This window comes from Pseudomonas psychrophila (genome assembly GCF_001043005.1).
Taxonomy (GTDB): Bacteria; Pseudomonadota; Gammaproteobacteria; order Pseudomonadales; family Pseudomonadaceae; genus Aquipseudomonas; species Aquipseudomonas psychrophila.
This window is the reverse complement of record NZ_JYKZ01000001.1, coordinates 44,726-62,113: the sequence shown is the minus strand read 5'-3', so window position 1 is coordinate 62,113 and position 17,388 is coordinate 44,726. Positions and strand designations below refer to the sequence as shown.

Annotated in this window: 15 protein-coding genes; 2 read left to right on the top strand and 13 right to left on the bottom strand. The window is 58.6% G+C overall.

Going from position 1 to position 17,388, the window contains the following annotated elements; translation table 11 throughout:
- Positions 1–75 precede the first annotated feature (75 nt).
- From trhP to TU76_RS00220, 9 genes are all read right to left on the bottom strand, one after another.
- On the bottom strand, positions 76–1,416 hold the full coding sequence (trhP, locus tag TU76_RS00260) for a prephenate-dependent tRNA uridine(34) hydroxylase TrhP (protein WP_046808667.1): 1,341 nt from the start codon (positions 1,414–1,416) through the stop codon (positions 76–78).
- Between the two features lie 65 nt (positions 1,417–1,481).
- Positions 1,482–2,348 (bottom strand): aldose 1-epimerase, encoded by an 867-nt coding sequence (locus TU76_RS00255; RefSeq protein ID WP_019828545.1) that lies wholly within the window; start codon positions 2,346–2,348, stop codon positions 1,482–1,484.
- 26 nt (positions 2,349–2,374) lie between these two features.
- A complete protein-coding gene (locus TU76_RS00250; RefSeq protein ID WP_048350836.1) occupies positions 2,375–3,289 on the bottom strand; it encodes an EamA family transporter in 915 nt (304 codons plus the stop codon).
- Between the two features lie 147 nt (positions 3,290–3,436).
- Positions 3,437–4,717: a TRAP transporter large permease gene (locus TU76_RS00245; RefSeq protein WP_019828543.1), complete on the bottom strand. Its 1,281-nt coding sequence runs from the start codon at positions 4,715–4,717 to the stop codon at positions 3,437–3,439.
- Positions 4,718–5,245, bottom strand: a complete 528-nt coding sequence (locus TU76_RS00240) for a TRAP transporter small permease (protein ID WP_046808669.1) — start codon at positions 5,243–5,245, stop codon at positions 4,718–4,720.
- A gap of 62 nt (positions 5,246–5,307) precedes the next feature.
- The gene (locus tag TU76_RS00235; protein ID WP_019828540.1) at positions 5,308–6,291 is read right to left on the bottom strand and encodes a TRAP transporter substrate-binding protein; all 984 of its coding nucleotides are present in this window, start codon (positions 6,289–6,291) and stop codon (positions 5,308–5,310) included.
- Positions 6,292–6,354: 63 nt separating this feature from the next.
- A complete protein-coding gene (locus TU76_RS00230) occupies positions 6,355–7,242 on the bottom strand; it encodes a glucurono-1,5-lactonase (protein ID WP_048350835.1) in 888 nt (295 codons plus the stop codon).
- A 47-nt stretch (positions 7,243–7,289) separates the two neighbouring features.
- Entirely contained in the window at positions 7,290–8,117 is an 828-nt protein-coding gene (locus tag TU76_RS00225; RefSeq protein WP_048350834.1) for an NAD-dependent epimerase/dehydratase family protein, read from the bottom strand.
- A gap of 249 nt (positions 8,118–8,366) precedes the next feature.
- Positions 8,367–9,662: an OprD family porin gene (locus tag TU76_RS00220; protein WP_082136475.1), complete on the bottom strand. Its 1,296-nt coding sequence runs from the start codon at positions 9,660–9,662 to the stop codon at positions 8,367–8,369.
- A gap of 235 nt (positions 9,663–9,897) precedes the next feature.
- On the opposite strand from TU76_RS00220, the gene TU76_RS00215 reads away from it, so the two are divergent.
- Positions 9,898–10,980 (top strand): AI-2E family transporter, encoded by a 1,083-nt coding sequence (locus TU76_RS00215; protein ID WP_046808673.1) that lies wholly within the window; start codon positions 9,898–9,900, stop codon positions 10,978–10,980.
- Here the strand turns inward: TU76_RS00215 and TU76_RS00210 are convergent.
- On the bottom strand, positions 10,977–13,094 hold the full coding sequence (locus TU76_RS00210) for a TonB-dependent receptor family protein (protein WP_048350833.1): 2,118 nt from the start codon (positions 13,092–13,094) through the stop codon (positions 10,977–10,979). The genes TU76_RS00215 and TU76_RS00210 overlap by 4 nt on opposite strands.
- A gap of 431 nt (positions 13,095–13,525) precedes the next feature.
- Here TU76_RS00210 and TU76_RS00205 point away from each other — a divergent pair, with 431 nt between their 5' ends.
- On the top strand, positions 13,526–13,795 hold the full coding sequence (locus tag TU76_RS00205; RefSeq protein WP_048350832.1) for a hypothetical protein: 270 nt from the start codon (positions 13,526–13,528) through the stop codon (positions 13,793–13,795).
- Positions 13,796–14,549: 754 nt separating this feature from the next.
- On the opposite strand, the gene TU76_RS00200 is transcribed toward TU76_RS00205, so the two are convergent.
- The 3 genes from TU76_RS00200 to nuoN all read right to left on the bottom strand — a co-directional run bounded on the left by TU76_RS00200 (position 14,550) and on the right by nuoN (position 17,386).
- Positions 14,550–14,978, bottom strand: coding sequence for a DUF4304 domain-containing protein (locus tag TU76_RS00200; protein ID WP_053070202.1), 429 nt, complete (start codon positions 14,976–14,978; stop codon positions 14,550–14,552).
- A gap of 94 nt (positions 14,979–15,072) precedes the next feature.
- Positions 15,073–15,678, bottom strand: coding sequence for a hypothetical protein (locus TU76_RS00195; RefSeq protein ID WP_048350831.1), 606 nt, complete (start codon positions 15,676–15,678; stop codon positions 15,073–15,075).
- Positions 15,679–15,916: 238 nt separating this feature from the next.
- Positions 15,917–17,386, bottom strand: coding sequence for an NADH-quinone oxidoreductase subunit NuoN (nuoN, locus tag TU76_RS00190; RefSeq protein WP_019828524.1), 1,470 nt, complete (start codon positions 17,384–17,386; stop codon positions 15,917–15,919).
- Positions 17,387–17,388 lie beyond the last annotated feature (2 nt).

Genomic DNA, 17,388 nt, shown 5'->3' with positions numbered 1-17,388 from the left:
GCTCGCGATGCTGACGGCTCGATCGTCAGACAAAACCGGGCGATGCTATCGCGAGCAAGCCCGCTCCCACAGCGCTCACGCCGAGCGCTCCATCACCTCATTCACCGTCAAATCCCGCATCAACAACCCGTACTTCAAGTCCACCTGCTCAGGGATCGGCAGGTACACCGTGTGGCCGTCACCCGGTGCAACCTGGGTCGGCAAGCCCGCGCTGTTGTGCAACCGTTCGAGATCAAAGTGGTAATTGCCGTGCGGGGTCATCAGCTCCAGATGGTCACCCAGGGCAAATCGGTTTTTGACCTTGACCTCGGCCAGGCCGTTGCGCCGTTCGCCGGTCAACTCCCCGACAAACTGTTGGCGGTGCGATAACGAACTGCCCTGCAGGTAGTTTTGATATTCATCGTGGACATGGCGCCGCAAAAACCCCTCGGTGTAACCGCGCTGGGCCAGTGACTCCAGGTCCGTCATCAGGCTGCGGTCAAACTCACGTCCTGCCACCGCATCATCAATTGCCTTGCGATACACCTGGGTTGCCCGTGCACAGTAGAAGTGCGACTTGGTTCGCCCTTCGATTTTCAGCGAATGCACGCCCATCCCGGCCAGCCGTGCCACATGCTGCACGGCGCGCAGATCCTTGGAGTTCATGATGTAAGTACCGTGTTCGTCTTCGAACGCGGTCATCTGCTCGTCCGGGCGTTGGGATTCATGCAGCACGAACACGTCGTCGGTGGGCGCTCCCACCCCCAGGGTCGGCTCGACCACCTTGACGATATTGCCCAGTTCGTTTTCCGTGGCCGGTTTGGCGTCGTATTTCCAGCGGCATGCATTGGTGCAACTGCCTTGATTGGCGTCACGCTTGTTCATGTAACCGGACAACAGGCAGCGCCCCGAGTACGCCATGCACAACGCCCCGTGGACGAAAATCTCCAGCTCCATGTCCGGCACTTGCAGGCGAATCTCTTCGATCTCTTCCAGTGACAGCTCGCGGGACAGGATGATCCGGCTCAAGCCTTGCTGACGCCAGAACTCGACACTGGCCCAGTTAACCGTATTGGCCTGTACCGACAAATGAATCGGTACGTGGGGGAAGTTTTTGCGCACCAGCATGATCAGTCCCGGGTCAGACATGATCAGCGCATCCGGGCCCATGGCAACGACCGGCTCCAGATCCTTGAGGAAGGTGCGCAGCTTGGCGTTGTGCGGGGCAATATTGACCACCACATAAAAACGTTTGCCCTGTGCCTGGGCTTCGGCGATGCCAATGGCCAGATTGGCGTGGTCGAATTCGTTATTGCGTACCCGCAGGCTGTAACGCGGCTGACCTGCGTACACCGCGTCGGCCCCATAAGCGAAGGCATAACGCATGTTTTTGAGGGTGCCGGCTGGGGCGAGGAGTTCGGGCGGTGCAAGGCGCATAGTCAGGTCATTCGCAAAAAGGCGCGATGGTAGTCGAGCCTGAGTGCGAGATTATTGACCTGGATCTATGGGTTGAGCTTGAAGCTGACACTGATGCTGGTTGACTGCCCCCTGTGCAATAACGTCAACCCCGGATGGCCGGGCAGGTGATGGGCATTGACCGGGTGGCTGACGGGTTCGAAGCAGAAAAAGTCTTCACCCGGCGGGCAATACACCAGGCAGTAAGGGCTGCCCGTTGCCTGACAGCCCAGCGTATAGCCCAGGTCCGGCTGGTTGATCACTGCGTTGCCATCCCACTCGGTGAAACAATTGTCGAGCCGGGTGTGCGGCAAGGCGTTGCTCTGGTTGAAGTCCCATTCAACCGGCAGCGGTGCACGCTCGGTAGGCAGGCCCTGGTCATCGCACAGCCAGACCTGTGAGGCTTTGGCCTGCAATCGTGTGTTGGCGGTGCGCGGCAGATACGGGTGTAGGCCCAGGCCATGCCAGGCGGCGTGCTCGTCCTGATGGATCACGCTCAGTTCGATATGCAGTTGGCCGTCGCTCAGGCTGTATCGCAGCTGCGCTCGGTAGGCAAAGGGGACGGTGCTGTCGAGTTGCAGGCAAGCATGCTGCGAGCTGTGCTCGATCACGCTCCAGGCCTGCTGCCATGCACTGCCGTGGATGGGCAGCAGGCCTGGAGGATTGTTGGGCTGCAAGGCGAACCAATGACCTGCACCTTCGAAGCCTCCATCCCCGATACGGTTCGACCAGGGCACCAGTGGATAACAGGCCAGCTGGTTGGCCGAGTTGCTGTCCAGGGCATCGGCAGCACTTGGGCGAAACAAGGGCTGGCCGCTGGCAATGATGCTCCAGTCGAGAATGCTGCCGCCTATGTGCGGTGCCAGAGTCAGACGGGTCAGACCGTCTTCAAGGGTCAATGTTTCTGTGGGCATGGGGCTCTACCGTTAAGGAGTGACGATCAATCGGTGGCACGGCGCCAGGTCAGCATCACGATACCCGCGACCACGATCAGGCCTCCGATGATTTGGCCGCTGCTAAGCAACTGGTCCAGGATCAGCCAGCCGAACAGCAGGCTTGCCACTGGCTCAACGTTCATCACGGGTGCGTTGCGGGCCATGTTCAGGCGCGTCATGCAGATAAACAACAGGCAGAACCCTAGCCCATAAAGCGCCACCAGGCAGGCCAGAGCTGTCCAGCCGGTGGACGAGGAGGGCAGCGACACGCCGCCGGGCAGCACGCCGCTGACCCCGGCCAGGGCCGCTGCGCAAAACACAATCAGCATGGTCAGCATGCTGCGCACCGTGCCACGCAGGCTCGACAGTTTATGATCGGTAATCCAGAGAGCACAGGCGAACACGGAGGCGGCGGCGAACCCGAACAGAATGCCTTCGAGCCATTGCGCTTCGGTGCTGCCCTGGTTCGACAGGCGCTCGGGTACGTCCAGGGCAAATACCAGACCGCACATGATCAACCCCATGAGCAGCGCCGCTCGCCGGGTCGGGGCTGCACCGCCCAGCGCCCAGGTCAGCAGCACCAGCAGGATCGGCGCCACGTTGGCAATCAACAGTGCCAGTGCCACGGGAATCCGCGCCACGGCCGAATAGATAAAAAAGCTTTGTGCCGCGATCAGCAGTCCCAGCAGCAATTGCCAGCGCCAGTTGGCAGCGGTCAATCGGGGGGGGTCGCGTTGCCACAGCACCAGGCCGGTCAACACCAGCAAGGTCACGCCAGCGCGACACAGAATGGCCAGTAACAGGCCCGTATCGTGGTCGAAGGCGATGCGGGCGGCGATATGGTTGCCCGCGAATGCGCAGGCCAGCAGGACCAGAATCAACACGGCGATATGGCGGGGGAACAAAGCAGGAGCAGACATAAGTAACCAGCCTCCTTGGCTGGAAATAAAGCCTCTTGGATAAGCATTGTGGGAGCGGGCTTGCTCGCGATGGGATCGCTGCGGTGTATCAGTTACACCGCGTCGTCTGCATCGCAAGCAAGCCCGTTCCCACGGGCAGGGGACGGTTTACAGCACCAGGTTTGGCAACCACAGCGAGATGGCCGGAACATAGGTCACCAGCATCAGTACCATGAACAGCGCCACGTAGAACGGCAGCAAGGCTTTAACAGTGTTTTCAATGGTGACCTTGCCCACGGCAGCCCCCACGAACAGCACGGCGCCAACCGGCGGTGTGATCAGTCCTATCCCCAGATTGACCAGCATGATCATGCCGAAATGCACCGGATCGACGCCGATACCGATGATCACGGGCAACAGGATCGGCGTCAGGATCAGAATCAGTGGCGCCATGTCCATCACGGTGCCCAGCAGCAGCAACATCACGTTGATGCACATCAGGATCACGTAACGGTTATCCGACAGCGTCAGGAACGCTGTGGTGATCTTCATCGGGATTTCCATCAGCGTCAGGATGTAACCGAAGCTGGCGGCAAAACCGATCAGGATCATCACGATGGAAATGGTGCGTACCGCCCGGTGCATCAACTTGGGCAGGTCGCGCCATTTGTAATCGCGGTAAATAAACATGGTGACAAAGAACGACCAGACCACCGCAACCGCAGCCGACTCGGTAGCGGTGAAGATGCCGGTCAGGATACCGCCGAGGATGATGACCATGGCCATCAGCCCCCACATCGCTTCACCCGCGATCTTCAGTGCCTTGCGCAGCGGGATCACTTCACCTTTGGGGTAGTTGCGCTTGCGCGCAAAGATCATGCACAGGCCCATCATCACAGCGCTGAGCAGCAGCCCTGGCATGATGCCGGCCATGAACAGCGAAGCGATCGATACCGTGCCGCCAGCAGCCAGCGAGTACAGCACCGAGTTATGGCTCGGGGGGGTGAGCAGGGCTTGTACCGAGCCGCTGACAGTGACTGCCGTGGAGAACTCGCGGGGGTAGCCAGCGCGCTCCATTTCCGGAATCAGAACCGATCCTACAGACGCCGTGTCAGCCACGGATGAGCCGGAAATCGCGCCGAAGAAGGTCGAGGCCACAATGTTGACCAGTGACAGCCCGCCCCGTACGAAACCCACCAGCACCCCGGCGAAGGCCACCAGCCTGCGCGACATGCCCCCTTCGGCCATGATCGCCCCCGCCAGTACGAAGAACGGGATTGCCAGCAGGGAGAACTTGTTGACCCCGCCAGCCACCTGAATCATCAGGGCATCAAACGGGATATCGATCCACCAGGCGCCGACCAGTGCCGACAGGCCCAGCGCGTAAGCGACCGGCATGCCGAGAAGGATCAGGGCGATAAAGCTGCCCAACAGTACGAAAGCGTCCATTTATACGGCCTCTTCGCTGGCTTCTACGATGTCGAACCGCACGGCACGGCGGTGGCTTTGGTCACCCAGAAAGAGTTTTTCCAGGACGAAGCAAAGGGTGACCAGACCGCCTATAGGGATCGGTAAATAGGAGATGCCGACCCTGACGGATGGCATCTCACCGATGAATTGATTCCAGGTGGTCGCGCACAATTTAAACCCCTTCACGGTCATGAACAGGCAGACGATCACCATCAGTATTTGCACCAGCACGGCCACCTTGGAGCGGATGCGTGCGGGCATGCGTTCCACAGCCATCGCAACGGCCATGTGGGCCCCGGCGCGGTAACTGGCGGCGGCCCCGAAAAAGGTAAAGACCACCATCAACAAAATGGCGGTGGGCTCGGGCCAGCTGGAGCCGGTCCCGAGCACGTAGCGGGCAAAAATGCCCCATGGAATGATCAGGGTCATGGTCAGTACCGACAGGCCGGCAATCCCGATACATACCCGGTACAACATGTCGTTAAAGCGCAGCACGGTATTTTTCATGGGGCTCACCACTGCGGCGGAGAACGGGCAGGAGCCCGTCACCGCGGCATTATCGGACTGACTTATTGAACGGCTTCAATACGGGAAATCAGGTCTTTGTAGTTCGCACCATATTTGTCGCGCACTGGCTGAGTAGCGTCGTAGAAGGCTTTTTTCTGTTCTGGCGTGAGGGTGATGAACTCAACACCACCGGCCTTGAGCTTGGTGATACTCTCGGCGGATTTTTTGTCCCACAGCTCACGTTCTTCAAACTGCGCCTCTCGGGCCAGTTTCTGCACCAGAGCTTGTTGCTCCGGGCTCAGTTTTGCCCAAGTGGATTTGGCGATCACGATTGGCTCCGGCAGGATCAGGTGATCGGTCCAGGTGAAGTACTTGGCGTTCTGATAGTGGTTGTGTTCAAGGAAGGTAGGGGGGTTGTTTTCGGCGCCATCGATAACGCCTGTCTGCAAGGCGCTGAAGATTTCGCCGGTCGCCATGCCGATGCCATTGCCACCCATGTCGTTGATGGTATCGATAAAGACCGGGTTGCCCTGGACGCGAATTTTCATGCCCTTAAGGTCAGCCATCTCGCGTACTGGCTTCTTGGTGTAGAGGTTGCGGGTGCCGCCATCCATCCACGCCAGCGCGACCATGTTGAAGTCGGAATTGGTGATTTTATCCAGCATCTCCTGGCCAATTTCGCCGTCGATGATTTTGCGCATGTGGGCCTGGTCACGGAACACGAACGGCAGGTTGAACGCATTGGTTTCCGGTACGACCGGCCCGAGGATCCCGAGGCTGACGCGGGTCATTTGTATTGCGCCGGACTGAAGCTGCTCGACCACTTCTTTCTCTGAGCCCAGTACGCCACCGGCAAACATCTTGAAGGAAATATCGCCGTTGCTCTGGGCCTGGAGCTTCTTGCCCATTTCCTGCTCAGCCACCACAGGCGGATAGCCGGTGGGGTGAACTTCGGCGAACTTGATTTTGATTTCGGCCTGGGCCATGCCTGACAGGCAGAAGGCCAGTGGCAGTGCAGCGATAAGCAGGGTGCGTTTGAAATCCATGGGTCACTCCAAATATTGTTTTTTTTATATCAAGGTGTTGGATCAGCAGTGTCGGCAAAGCAGTCAGTTGTTGAACGCGGGCTCCGTCAGTCCCTTGACCCCGGGCCTGAGGGCGAAAACGCCTCCTGCCAGCGGCTGGTCGCTGAGATTACCCGCAGGACGGATCGAGGTGACGAACAGGGTGTCCAGATCTGCGCCGCCAAAGGCACACATGGCGGGTTTTTTGACGGGCACGGCCAAGGAGCGGTCAAGCTTGCCGTCAGGGGTAAACCGATGGACCAACCCCGCATCGTTGCCGCAGATCCAGTAGCAACCATCGGCGTCGACGGCGGCGCCATCGGGGCGGCCAGCATGCTCGGTCATGTCCACGAACAGGCGGCGGCCATGGGGGGTGCCGGTGTCGGTGTCGTAGTCGAAAGCCCAGATCTTTTGCACATCGGGGTGTGAGTCCGAGAGGTACATGGTCTTGCCGTCCGGGCTGAACGCCAGGCCGTTGGGAACAGTCAGCCCTTCAAGTTGCGCCTTGAGCGGTCCTTCCTGGCCCGCGTCATAGCGATACATCGCGCCTACCGGTGCCCCTGCGGCCATGTTCATCAACATGGTGCCCGCCCAGAACCGCCCTTGGCGGTCGCAGCGGCCGTCGTTGAAGCGCATCTCTGGCAGGGCGTGGGTCACGCTGGCCAGCAGGCGGCTGTCGAGGCTGCCATCGGCGTGGGGCGTGATAGCGAACAGGCCATTCTCCATGCCGGCGATCCAACTGCCATTCTCTGCCTGAGCAATGCACGCGAGCATTTGCGAGGCCTGCCAGCTTTGGTTTTTACCATCGGCGAGGCTCCAGCGGTGCAGGCGTTTTGCCGGGATATCCACCCAGTAAAGTGCTTGTTGCGCCGAGCTCCAGACCGGGCTTTCGCCGGTGGCGTTGCGTGCATCCAGAATCAGTTCAGCAGTCATGGCGGCTCAATCCTTGTCCGTATTCAGTGTGATGCGCGGGCAGCGGTTTACTCGTCGCCGAATGGACCGGCCGCAACGAAGGCTCCGCCCTGGTAAACCATGCTCGGATCATTGGCCGCAGGCATTGGTTGGGCGTCGATCTTGTCGCGGAATACTTCAGAGGTGTCCTTGGGCTCAAAAGCCAGGTGGGCCGCAAAACGGTTGTCCCACCACACGTTGAGGTTGTTTGAGGCGCCATAGACCACGGTGTGGCCGACATGTGGGGTGTACAACGAGCGTTCGATCAACTGCGTGAGGTCGGCAAAGCTCAGCCAGGTGCTCATCATCCGGCGGTTCTGCGGCTCGGGAAATGAGGAGCCGATGCGGATGCTGACGGTCTCGATGCCATAGCGATCGAAGTAGAAGGTGGCCATGTCTTCGCCGTAGGACTTTGACAGCCCGTAATAGCCGTCCGGACGACGCAAGGAGTGGGCATCCAGGGTTTGGTCCTGTTTATAGAACCCGATGACATGGTTGGAGCTGGCGAAGATCACGCGCTTGACGCCATGACGGCGTGCTGCTTCGTAAATATGGAAAACGCCGCTGATGTTCGGGCCCAGAATTTCTTCGAACGGACGTTCGACCGAGACACCACCAAAGTGCAGGATCGCGTCTACGCCCTCAACCATCTGGTGAACAGCCTGTTTATCGGCGAGGTCGCAGAGGACTATTTCTTCGTGACTATCGGCCGCGGGTGCTATTGGGGCGATATCAGAGAGTCGTAAAACCTTGGCGTAGGGCTTGAGGCTTTCGCGCAGCACCTTCCCCAGACCGCCGGCTGCACCGGTGAGAAGAAGGCGATTGAAGGGGGTTTGGACAGTACGTGTGGTTGTCATCAAAGATCCCTGTAATTCTTGTTATTGTCATCTGTTGTCGTATGACTTGGCTCGGATTATTCACAGCCATTGTGGTGGTTGTCAATGCCGAATCCGTACTTGCAACCGCCGCAAATCGGTTGGGGTCAACAACAGTCTGGCTGTTGTGGGAGCGAGCCTGCTCGCGATGCTGGCGCTGCGGTTTGTCAGGAAAGTTGCAGTGATGCCATCGCGAGCAGGCTCGCTCCCACAAGTTGTTGGGGCTGGCGCTTACAACAACGACAGCGGATAGCTGATAAAGATGCGGTTTTCGTCAAACTCGTTAGCGCTGTAATCGCGACGGATACTAGCGTTACGCCAGCGCATGTTCAGGTCCTTGAATGTGCCGCTTTGCACGGTGTAGGCCAGTTCCGATTCGCGGCCCCATTCCTTGCCGTCCGTAATGGCGCCGGTGTGGATGTTATCGCCGCTGATATAGCGGTTCATCATCGTCAGGCCGGGTACGCCAAGCACTGCAAAATCCAGGTCGTGGCGCAGTTGCCAGGAGCGTTCCTTGGCGTTGTCGTAGCTGGAGTTGTAACTGTCGTTGGCCAATGTGCCGCCACTGGTGCCGTTGACGCGGAACCAACCGTCGTCGCCGCTGACTTTCTGCAGGCCAACGTACAGGGTGTTGCCTTTGTATTTGGCCGACAGCAGGGCATAAGCGGTCTTGTTGTCCAGATCGCCAGCCAGTTTATTGCCGTCTTCCTTGCCCCAGAAATAGCCGAGGTTGGCGCCCAGAGTCACATCGCCAATGGGCTGGCTGTGCAGGAGGTTAAGAAATTGCTGCTGATAAATGTCTTCCAGCTGGGCGTACCACACACCAACCTGAGTGCGCTTTTCGTTGAAGCTGTAATCACCGCCGGCAAAGTTGAAACGGTCGGAGGTGAAGGCGCCTTTGCCGTTGAGCGACATGTCTTCCATGCTCGCATCGTTACGCGGGCTGTTGGCGCGGAATTGACCGCCGTAAAGGTTCAGGCCGGCGAATTCCTTGGAGGTGATCTGGCCGCCACGGAACGTTTGCGGCAGGGAGCGCCCGTCATCCGAGCGCAGGATTGGCAGCACCGGCATCCACTCGCCGATTTTAAGCTCCGTGTTGGAAATTTTGGCCTTGGCCGCGACGCCCAGGCGACCAAAATTATCGGCCGGTTCGCCATCGCTATGGATCGGCAGTAGTTGAGTACCGGCTGTGCCTTTGCCGCCGTCCAGTTTCTGAGAGTAGAGACCCAGTACATCCACTCCGAATCCGACCGTGCCCTGGGTAAAACCGGACTTGACGTCAAGAATGAAGTTTTGCGTCCACTCTTCGGCTTTGCTCTGCGGATAGGCAGGGTTGGTGAAATTGCGATTGATGTAGGCGTTGCGCAGGGTCAGGGTGGCTTTGGTGTCGTCCACAAAGCCCTCTGCCATACCCGTTAACGGCAAGGCCAGGCCCATGCTGCCGAGGCCGAGCAGTGCAAGGGATCGGGTATTTTTAGCGGTTATTGAGCGTGTGAGAAGCGAGAGGGCGCAGGTAGGTGACATCATCCGTAGAGCTCCTTGAACATTATTATTTTTGTTATCTGTTGTCATACAACTGGATGGATTTTTTACAGAGTGCGCACAGGGTTGTCAATGCTGCTTACGTCGTTTTCGTAGCCGTTGGTGCAGGTTGCGGGGTCTGGCTTGAGGGGGGATAGCACCGTGCTGCTTATCTCAGCCTGTGCCAACGGCTACACTGCGTCTATTCCAAGCATTCGCGGCTTACCGACATGGATGACACATGAACGAAACCAGTCTTCAACGCAAAACCCTTCTCCTGTTGCTGGCCTTGGTCACGATTGCCTTTATCTGGATTTTGCTGCCGTTTTACGGGGCGATTTTTTGGGCGGTGGCGCTGGGGATCTTGTTTGCACCCTTGCAGCGCAAGCTGCTGCTCAAGATGCGCGGACGCCGCAATCTGGCAACATTTACTACGTTGGGTGCGTGTACGGTGATCGCGATCATTCCGGTGGTCATCACCACAGCCTTGCTGGTGCAAGAAGTGGCCACCCTCTACAAGGACGTTGAGAGCGGCAAGATCAACGTCGCCAGTTACGTCATGCAGTTCAAGGACATCTTGCCGGCCACCGCGCAGGACTGGCTTGACCGTTTTGGCATGGGCAACATTGACGGGCTAAGTGAAAAAGTCTCCAAGGGTGCACTCGAAGGCAGCCAGTTTTTTGCCACTCAGGTTTTCAGCTTCGGCCAGAGCACTTTTGATCTGGTAGTGAGCTTTTTCATCATGTTGTACCTGCTGTACTTCTTTATTCGTGATGGTCAGCAGATGGTGCGCAACATTCGCAACGCAGTACCGCTGGCGGAACAGCAAAAACGCCTGTTGCAACTCAAGCTGCGCCGCGTGGTGCGGGCTTCGGTCAAAGGCAACCTGGCTGTGGCGATCACCCAGGGTGCACTGGGCGGCGTGATCTTCTGGGTGCTGGGCATCCACAGCGCGTTGTTTTGGGCGGTGCTGATGATGTTCCTGTCCTTGCTGCCTGCCATCGGCGCCGGGATCGTCTGGGCACCGGTAGCGGTTTACTTTGTGGTGACCGGTGCGGTTTGGGAAGGGGTGGTGCTGGCGCTGTACGGGGTCTTTGTGATCGGTATGGTGGACAACGTGCTGCGCCCGATCCTGGTGGGTAAAGACACCAAAATGCCAGACTTCCTGATCCTGATTTCGACCCTGGGCGGCATGGCAATCTTCGGCCTCAATGGCTTTGTGATCGGGCCGTTGATTGCCGCCCTGTTCCTGTCCAGCTGGGGATTGTTCAGCGGCACCCGCCGCAAGGTGCGGTTGCCTGCTGATATCCCGCCTGGCGATTAACGGAAGCTGTAGGAAACCCCGACGTAAGCGCCCATGCCTTCACCCGGTGTGGAGCGCGCCGCATCCAGGCCTTTGTCGTCATAACCCGGGGTAATGGTTGCGGCATAGCGCTCACCGGTGAGGTTGCGCAGGTCGAGCCAGGTTTGCCAATCCTGCTTGGGGGAGTTGTAGCCCAGCGTTGCACCCCACAGCATGTAGGACGAGGCGTAGTACGAGTTTGCGTAATCCACCGCCATGCGCGAGGCCACCTGGGTGTTGACCCCGGCATAGAAGCCTTGTGGGTGGTCGTAACGGATCTCGGCCTGATAGTAGTGCTGCGGGATCCCGGGCAGTTTGTTGTCACCAAAACGCGAATCATCACGGTAATGGAAGTCGCTGAAGGTGTAGGCCTGGCGCATGGACACCTTGCCAGCGGCCTCGCCTTGCCACAGCAGGCTGTTTAGGCCGGCTTCGAAACCCTGGTGCACGGTTGGGCTGGCGTTTGACTCACCCACAATCGGCCCAAGGTTTTGTGTGGCTGCTTGCAATTCAACGGTCAACAGTTCATGGCGGATGGCCGAGTAATACCAGGCCAGATCCCATTGTCCGATCCATGATTCGCCGCGGGTGCCCAGTTCCAGAGTGGTGGCCGTCTGGTTTTTCAGGGCAATGGGTGTGCTTTGGCGTCCGGTGGCGGCACCGCTACCGACTGGAAACACAAACGGTGAACTCCAGATCATCGACCAGGGATGGGGTGGCTCGACCGAACGACTGAGGTTGCCGTACACCTGCAGGTTCGGGTTGAACTCATATCGCAGGCCGACACGGGGGGCGTAGTCCCAGTCATTTTGACTCACCTTGCCGCCGCTCTCGGGGTAGCTCACATCACTCTCGCGGCGGGTGTAGATCAGCGCCATGCCGGTGGTCAGCCACAGGTCGGGGATCAGCTCCAGATCGTTGCTGGCGTGCAGCACGGTATCAGAACCCTGATAGCTGAAGTCGCGCATCTTGGTGCCGGGTGCGTAAGTCGCAGTGTTGCCCCGAGGGATACGTACATACTCCGAAGCACCACTGTTGGGCAAATGCTTGGTATTGCGCAGCCCTACGGTGGTTTTGCTTTCAAGTCCGAACAAGGTGTCGCGGCGCTTGTAGTTCAGCGTGCCGCTGACATCGGTGTAGGCAACTTTGAGGCGGTTGGGGCCTTCGCGCAGGTCCATGGGGTAGTCGTGATAGACCAGCCCCACTTCCAGTTGCGAATCGTCATCCAGATACATCGTGGTCTTGTTGCCCAGCCAGGTGCTGCCGGGTTGCGGGCGGGTGTAGTCACCGCTGACATAGGCCGGGTTGGCGGCGCGGGGATGATGCTTGATGCTGTCTTTGGTCACGCGCCCGGCCAGTTCGTTATCGGTTTCGCGATAGCGCAGATAGAAGCGGGTTTCCAGTTGCGGACTGAATCGATAACCGACGTTGGCGGCAATCCCTTTGCTGCTGCCCTGGGTGTGGTCCTGATAGCCATCGGTGTTGGAGTCGGTCAACGACACGTAGTAGTCCAGATCACCCAGCACCTGCCCGGAACTGATCTGACGTTTCTGATAGCCATAGCTGCCCGTTTCGTAGCGCACCTGCAAGGGCGCCGCGTCGTAGCCGGTATGGGTAACGTAGTTGATCGACCCGCCCAGGGCCAGTGAGCCGGTCTCGAAACCGTTGGCGCCGCGCAGCACTTCGGCGCGGCTTAGCCACAAGGGCTCGAACAACTCGTAAGGGGTGCCGCCGGGGCCCGTTAAGGGCAAGCCGTCGAACATCACATACAGGCCAGAACCGTGGGCGCTGGGCGCGCGGTTGATACCCGAGCCGCGCACCGAGACCTTGGCCCCGTCATTGCCCGCTGATTGTGCATAGACCCCCGGTTGATAGGCCAGCACATCGGCGTTGCTGGCAGTGCGGCCGTTTTCGACGCGACTCATGTCGATCAGGTTGCTGGCGCCGGGGATTTGCTCAAGCGCGGCCTTTGCGGCCTCAAGCTCACTGCTTTCTTCGCTGCGCACCTGAACCTCGCCCAGTTCCAGGGCACTGCCATAGGCGGGGGCGCTGCAGATCAACGCCAAGGGTAAAAGTGAAGAAAGAGCAGAGCGCATTAATGGAGCTTCCAGGTCGATGGGCGGGCGGCGCGCCAGCCTATACAAGCCGAGAATCACTCGCAACGTGCGGGCAGCATAAATTGAGTCGGAGCGGGCTTGCTCGCGATGCTACAAGCTCACGTTTTTTCGGGATTTTTCGCACAGGGTTGGCAATTGCTGGGGGCTTGGTGCGGGGCCTATAGTCGGTGCTCGCCGATAAGGCGACCGGGTTTGGCGACTTGGACAATATTTAGTTAGCATGTGGTTGTTATATATAGCGGGGCGTGTATTTTGCTCGCGTTGCTTTATGGCAGCTGTGCGTGGGAGATCTTTGGATCTGCCGGGTTTTCCTAAATGTTACCGGTTCGCCAACCCGCGCATAGCGGCCACCTTTTTTCGTTTGGCGACGAGAACGGTTGGCTCAAATTCGACATTTAGGAGTTTGATTAATGGCTAGTTCTTCGTTTATTCCTCTTACCGCTATCGACTGCACCATCCCCGCGTTATTGATCGATCGTAGCGCTCCCCTCGATGTGCTCCATGCCAACGCAGTCGCCCGCGTTCTGGCTGTAACTCAACTGATGGAATCGTTCTCCAGCCGCGAAATGCAGCAGGCCGATGCTGTTGATCTCAAGCATCTGGCCACTGTTGCCGCTCATTTACTGCGTGATGGTTGTGACCTGCTGGATGTGCTGGGTTGGCGGTTGCGGCCTGCTTGATCTTGTTTGTTTAACTGGCACGTTGAGTACATATCCGGCATCTAGGTCTAACTGGACTATTGGTTTCGCTCTTACAGCGAGTCCCTTTTAGAAGGACCCAAAAGGAACCAAAAGGTCCTCGCCCCAGCGTACGGCCTTCGCTTCGCTCAGGTTCCCTCATTCCGGTCCCGCCCCTTGGGCCCGCCGTGACGGGCCATCCTTGGCCCAACACGGCTATCCCGGCATCCATGCCGGGATGCCCACTGCGCGGAACCTCCTCTCGGCCTCCCGAAGGGGCGGGCAGATCAAAAGCATTTCGCCCCGAGGCGGCCGACCGGCCGGCCTGTTTGGTGGCGGTTTGCGCACGATCCGTAGCAGCTGACGAGTAGAACGAGGCTGCGTTCGGCTGCGAAGCAGTCGTAAAATCGGCTTCCACGGTTAGTCAGGCATACCGGGTGCCCCGGTGTTACGACCGCTTCGCGATCGATCGTAGCCTCGTTCTACTCGTCAACTGCTACGACGCGGGGTAAGCGCGAGTCTGTAGCCGCTGACGAGCCGAGCGAGGCTGCGTTCGGTTTGGTGCGCCACTGCGACGCAGCAGCCGTAAAACCTTACACAGCGGTCGTTCAGGTAAATCCCGGGCTCAGGTTTTACGGTCGCATCGCAACCGGACGCAGCCTTCGTTCCTTCCAGACGCCGAAAAAGTCACCCAAAAGGCTTTCCCTGTGTATCACCGCACGTCACGTCTGAGAAACTAACCCCGGGTCAAAGGGGCTTACGAGGTTGAGTTGTCCCAGAGAGGGCCTTTGGCCCAGTGCTCAGTTGCTTCAGCGCTCAGGTAAGGCAGTACCTCCCGGGCCGTATATTCGAATCGGGTAGTGCGGGTGCCTTTATTGTCATATCTGAACCAGTGGTCTCCTTCCATGGCCGCGCCCAACCGAATGCGTTTATTGGGCTGCAGGTGCGTGGCGACCACTTTTGCCGCGGGGATCTGCTCGCCCCAATGCAGGGTGACTCCCTCAGTCGGACTGACAGCTACTTCAACGACGAAACCGCCTCCATGTTTATCAAACTGAAACGTTAGCAGGTCGATTTGCTGTCCCGTGTTACGGCGAAAGTGTGGAAAAGATCCCTTAAACCCCATGCTGCGAAGCACCGGGACGACATGTTCTTTTAAGGCTGCATCAATTTTTTCGCGTTCCATGGCATGACTCCATTTGGCAGGCAGTTATTCGGTAGGACATGTGGAGGTGCCAGTCGAAGAGCATTGTCGTTGTTGGGGTGTGGCAGGTTTTTACTCAGCAGTTAAATACGGGCGCATAGCGTTCTTCACGTTTTTTAAAGTGGATGGGTGCCATGGGCACTTTTTCACCATTCACGTAGATATCCGGGAAGGTGAGGGTGAAGTCATCCATATCGCCCTTGCCCAGTGGCGTTCCCTTACGGCTGCTGCTGGTTTGTTCTCGCGGGTCAAAGCCGGTTTCCAATTGATCGATCCTGACCTGATAGGTTTCACCCGTCACCAGGGTTACGCTCACCATGGGGGAGGCGGCACTGACCCACAGAGGCGGGTCGGTTTGTTTGTAGGCCGCTCGGCGTTGATCCGGTGTGTTCAGGTTGCGCAAGCGTGGAGGTATGTAGAGTCGGCCAAATAGGCGTAGCTCGGTATCAACTGAGCGCAGGTTACCCGGCCAGCTCGATGTGCCCGGCGGCGCTACATAGACCAGTACATGCACCCAATCGAGTTCTTCCGAGAGAGGGGCAAAGCTCATTGCTGCTTTCGGACCAGGGCAGGTGCGATCAAGCACGGCGTTTTTACCCGTTGCAGATTCGGGATACAGATAGGGCCCCGTGCTGCATCCTGCGAGCAATGCCATGAGCGGATAGAGGAAGTATTTCTTCATTGGGGGGGCCAACTCCATGTGCGGTATTGCCGACTATGTCATTTCTGCGATGGCTTCTCATCAGTTCTGTTTTTGGTTCTGCTGGCCACCCCGGGCCTTTCGACGGTGCGCACAGATCAAAAGCAATGCGCGTCGAGGCAGCCTGTTTTCGTGTTGACGACCCGTAGCCAGCGGTTACAAACCAAAAAAACCCCGTGAAGGCCAGCCTTCACGGGGTTTTGGGTACAGCGCCCAGCGCTTAGCCAGCAAAGCTCAGCGAGGCGTGTTGCACCAGTTCCAGCATTGGCTGCGGGTACACACCCAGGAAGAACACCATGACCGAAACCGCCAGCAGCATGACGCCACCGGCTTTTTGTTCCCAGTTCAGCGGAGCATCGTGGCGATGCAGTTTCGGCTCTACCAGGTACAGGGTCACCATCACTCGCAGGTAGTAGAACACGCCGATGGCGCTCCCCAGGATCAGGGAGCCGACCAGCCACCATTGGTGAGCTTCAACACCGGTGGCAATGATGTAGAACTTGCCGATAAAGCCAGCCGTCAGCGGGATACCCGCCAGCGACAGCATCATCACGGTCATGACGGCCGTCAGGTACGGACGACGCCAGAACAGGCCGCGGTACTCGTACAGTGCGTCGGCGTCACGGCCTTTGTAGGGCGAGGACATCAGGGTGATCACACCGAATGCACCCAGGCTGGTCAGCACGTAGGTGATCAGGTACACGCCGATGGCTTCCATGGCCATGCCCTTGCTCGCTACCAGGGCGATCAGCAGATAGCCAAAGTGAGCGATGGACGAGTAACCCAGCAGACGCTTGAGGTTGTTCTGGGTCAGGGCCAGCAAGTTACCGAACAGGATCGAGGCAATCGCGATCACGGTCAGTACATCGCTCATCACACCGGTGGTTGCCGAAGGTGTGATCTGGAACAGACGCACCATCACCGCAAACACAGCCACTTTGGACGCGGTAGCCAGGAACGCAGCAACCGGTGCCGGAGCACCTTCGTACACGTCCGGCGTCCAGAGGTGGAAAGGAACCAGCGACAGTTTGAACGCCAGACCCACCAGCATCATGCCCAGACCCAGCTGTGCCAGCGGCGCAGGTACGCCAGTGGCTGCCAGGGCCAGACCAATGCCGCTGAAGCTCAGGCTGCCGGCTTCGGCGTACAGCAAGGCCATGCCGAACAACAGGAACGCGGAACCGGCGGCCGACAGCACCATGTACTTGATGCCGGCTTCCAGCGAACGCTTGTTGAAGAAGGCGTACGCCACCAGGCCGTAAACCGGTACCGAGAGCAGCTCCAGACCGATAAACAAACCGGCCAGGTGTTGTGCGCTGACCAGAACGATACCGCCGGTCGCAGCCAGCAGCATCAGCAGGTAAAGCTCTTCTCGGTTGCCCGGGTAGCCCGTGCCGCCTTCGCCCAGATAGGCGTGAGCCAGGGTGACGCAGGCCAGGGTCGCGGCCAGGATCAGCCCGATGTACAGAAAGGCGAAGTTGTCCATCATCAACAGCGGGGTGACAGCCAGTGGAGCAACTTTCAACGCCGGGAAGATCGACAACAAGGCCAGGTTAAGACCCGCCACCGAAAGCAGGAAGGTCTGTGAGTGGTTGCGGCGCCACGCGATTGCCAGCATCACCACAACAACGGTGAGGCTGGTAATCAGCAGTGGAGCAAGCGCGATAAAGTGTTGGATCGTGAATTCCATAG

What these genes read in the sequence shown, in the direction of transcription:
- trhP (WP_046808667.1), bottom strand. Translation starts at nt 1,416, where the DNA reads ATGCGCCTTGCACCGCCCGAACTCCTCGCCCCAGCCGGCACCCTCAAA.
- TU76_RS00240 (WP_046808669.1), bottom strand. Translation starts at nt 5,245, where the DNA reads ATGAAAAATACCGTGCTGCGCTTTAACGACATGTTGTACCGGGTATGT.
- TU76_RS00200 (WP_053070202.1), bottom strand. Translation starts at nt 14,978, where the DNA reads ATGGAACGCGAAAAAATTGATGCAGCCTTAAAAGAACATGTCGTCCCG.
- nuoN (WP_019828524.1), bottom strand. Translation starts at nt 17,386, where the DNA reads ATGGAATTCACGATCCAACACTTTATCGCGCTTGCTCCACTGCTGATT.
- TU76_RS00195 (WP_048350831.1), bottom strand. Translation starts at nt 15,678, where the DNA reads ATGAAGAAATACTTCCTCTATCCGCTCATGGCATTGCTCGCAGGATGC.
- TU76_RS00210 (WP_048350833.1), bottom strand. Translation starts at nt 13,094, where the DNA reads ATGCGCTCTGCTCTTTCTTCACTTTTACCCTTGGCGTTGATCTGCAGC.
- TU76_RS00205 (WP_048350832.1), top strand. Translation starts at nt 13,526, where the DNA reads ATGGCTAGTTCTTCGTTTATTCCTCTTACCGCTATCGACTGCACCATC.
- TU76_RS00230 (WP_048350835.1), bottom strand. Translation starts at nt 7,242, where the DNA reads ATGACTGCTGAACTGATTCTGGATGCACGCAACGCCACCGGCGAAAGC.
- TU76_RS00235 (WP_019828540.1), bottom strand. Translation starts at nt 6,291, where the DNA reads ATGGATTTCAAACGCACCCTGCTTATCGCTGCACTGCCACTGGCCTTC.
- TU76_RS00245 (WP_019828543.1), bottom strand. Translation starts at nt 4,717, where the DNA reads ATGGACGCTTTCGTACTGTTGGGCAGCTTTATCGCCCTGATCCTTCTC.
- TU76_RS00255 (WP_019828545.1), bottom strand. Translation starts at nt 2,348, where the DNA reads ATGCCCACAGAAACATTGACCCTTGAAGACGGTCTGACCCGTCTGACT.
- TU76_RS00250 (WP_048350836.1), bottom strand. Translation starts at nt 3,289, where the DNA reads ATGTCTGCTCCTGCTTTGTTCCCCCGCCATATCGCCGTGTTGATTCTG.
- TU76_RS00215 (WP_046808673.1), top strand. Translation starts at nt 9,898, where the DNA reads ATGAACGAAACCAGTCTTCAACGCAAAACCCTTCTCCTGTTGCTGGCC.
- TU76_RS00225 (WP_048350834.1), bottom strand. Translation starts at nt 8,117, where the DNA reads ATGACAACCACACGTACTGTCCAAACCCCCTTCAATCGCCTTCTTCTC.
- TU76_RS00220 (WP_082136475.1), bottom strand. Translation starts at nt 9,662, where the DNA reads ATGATGTCACCTACCTGCGCCCTCTCGCTTCTCACACGCTCAATAACC.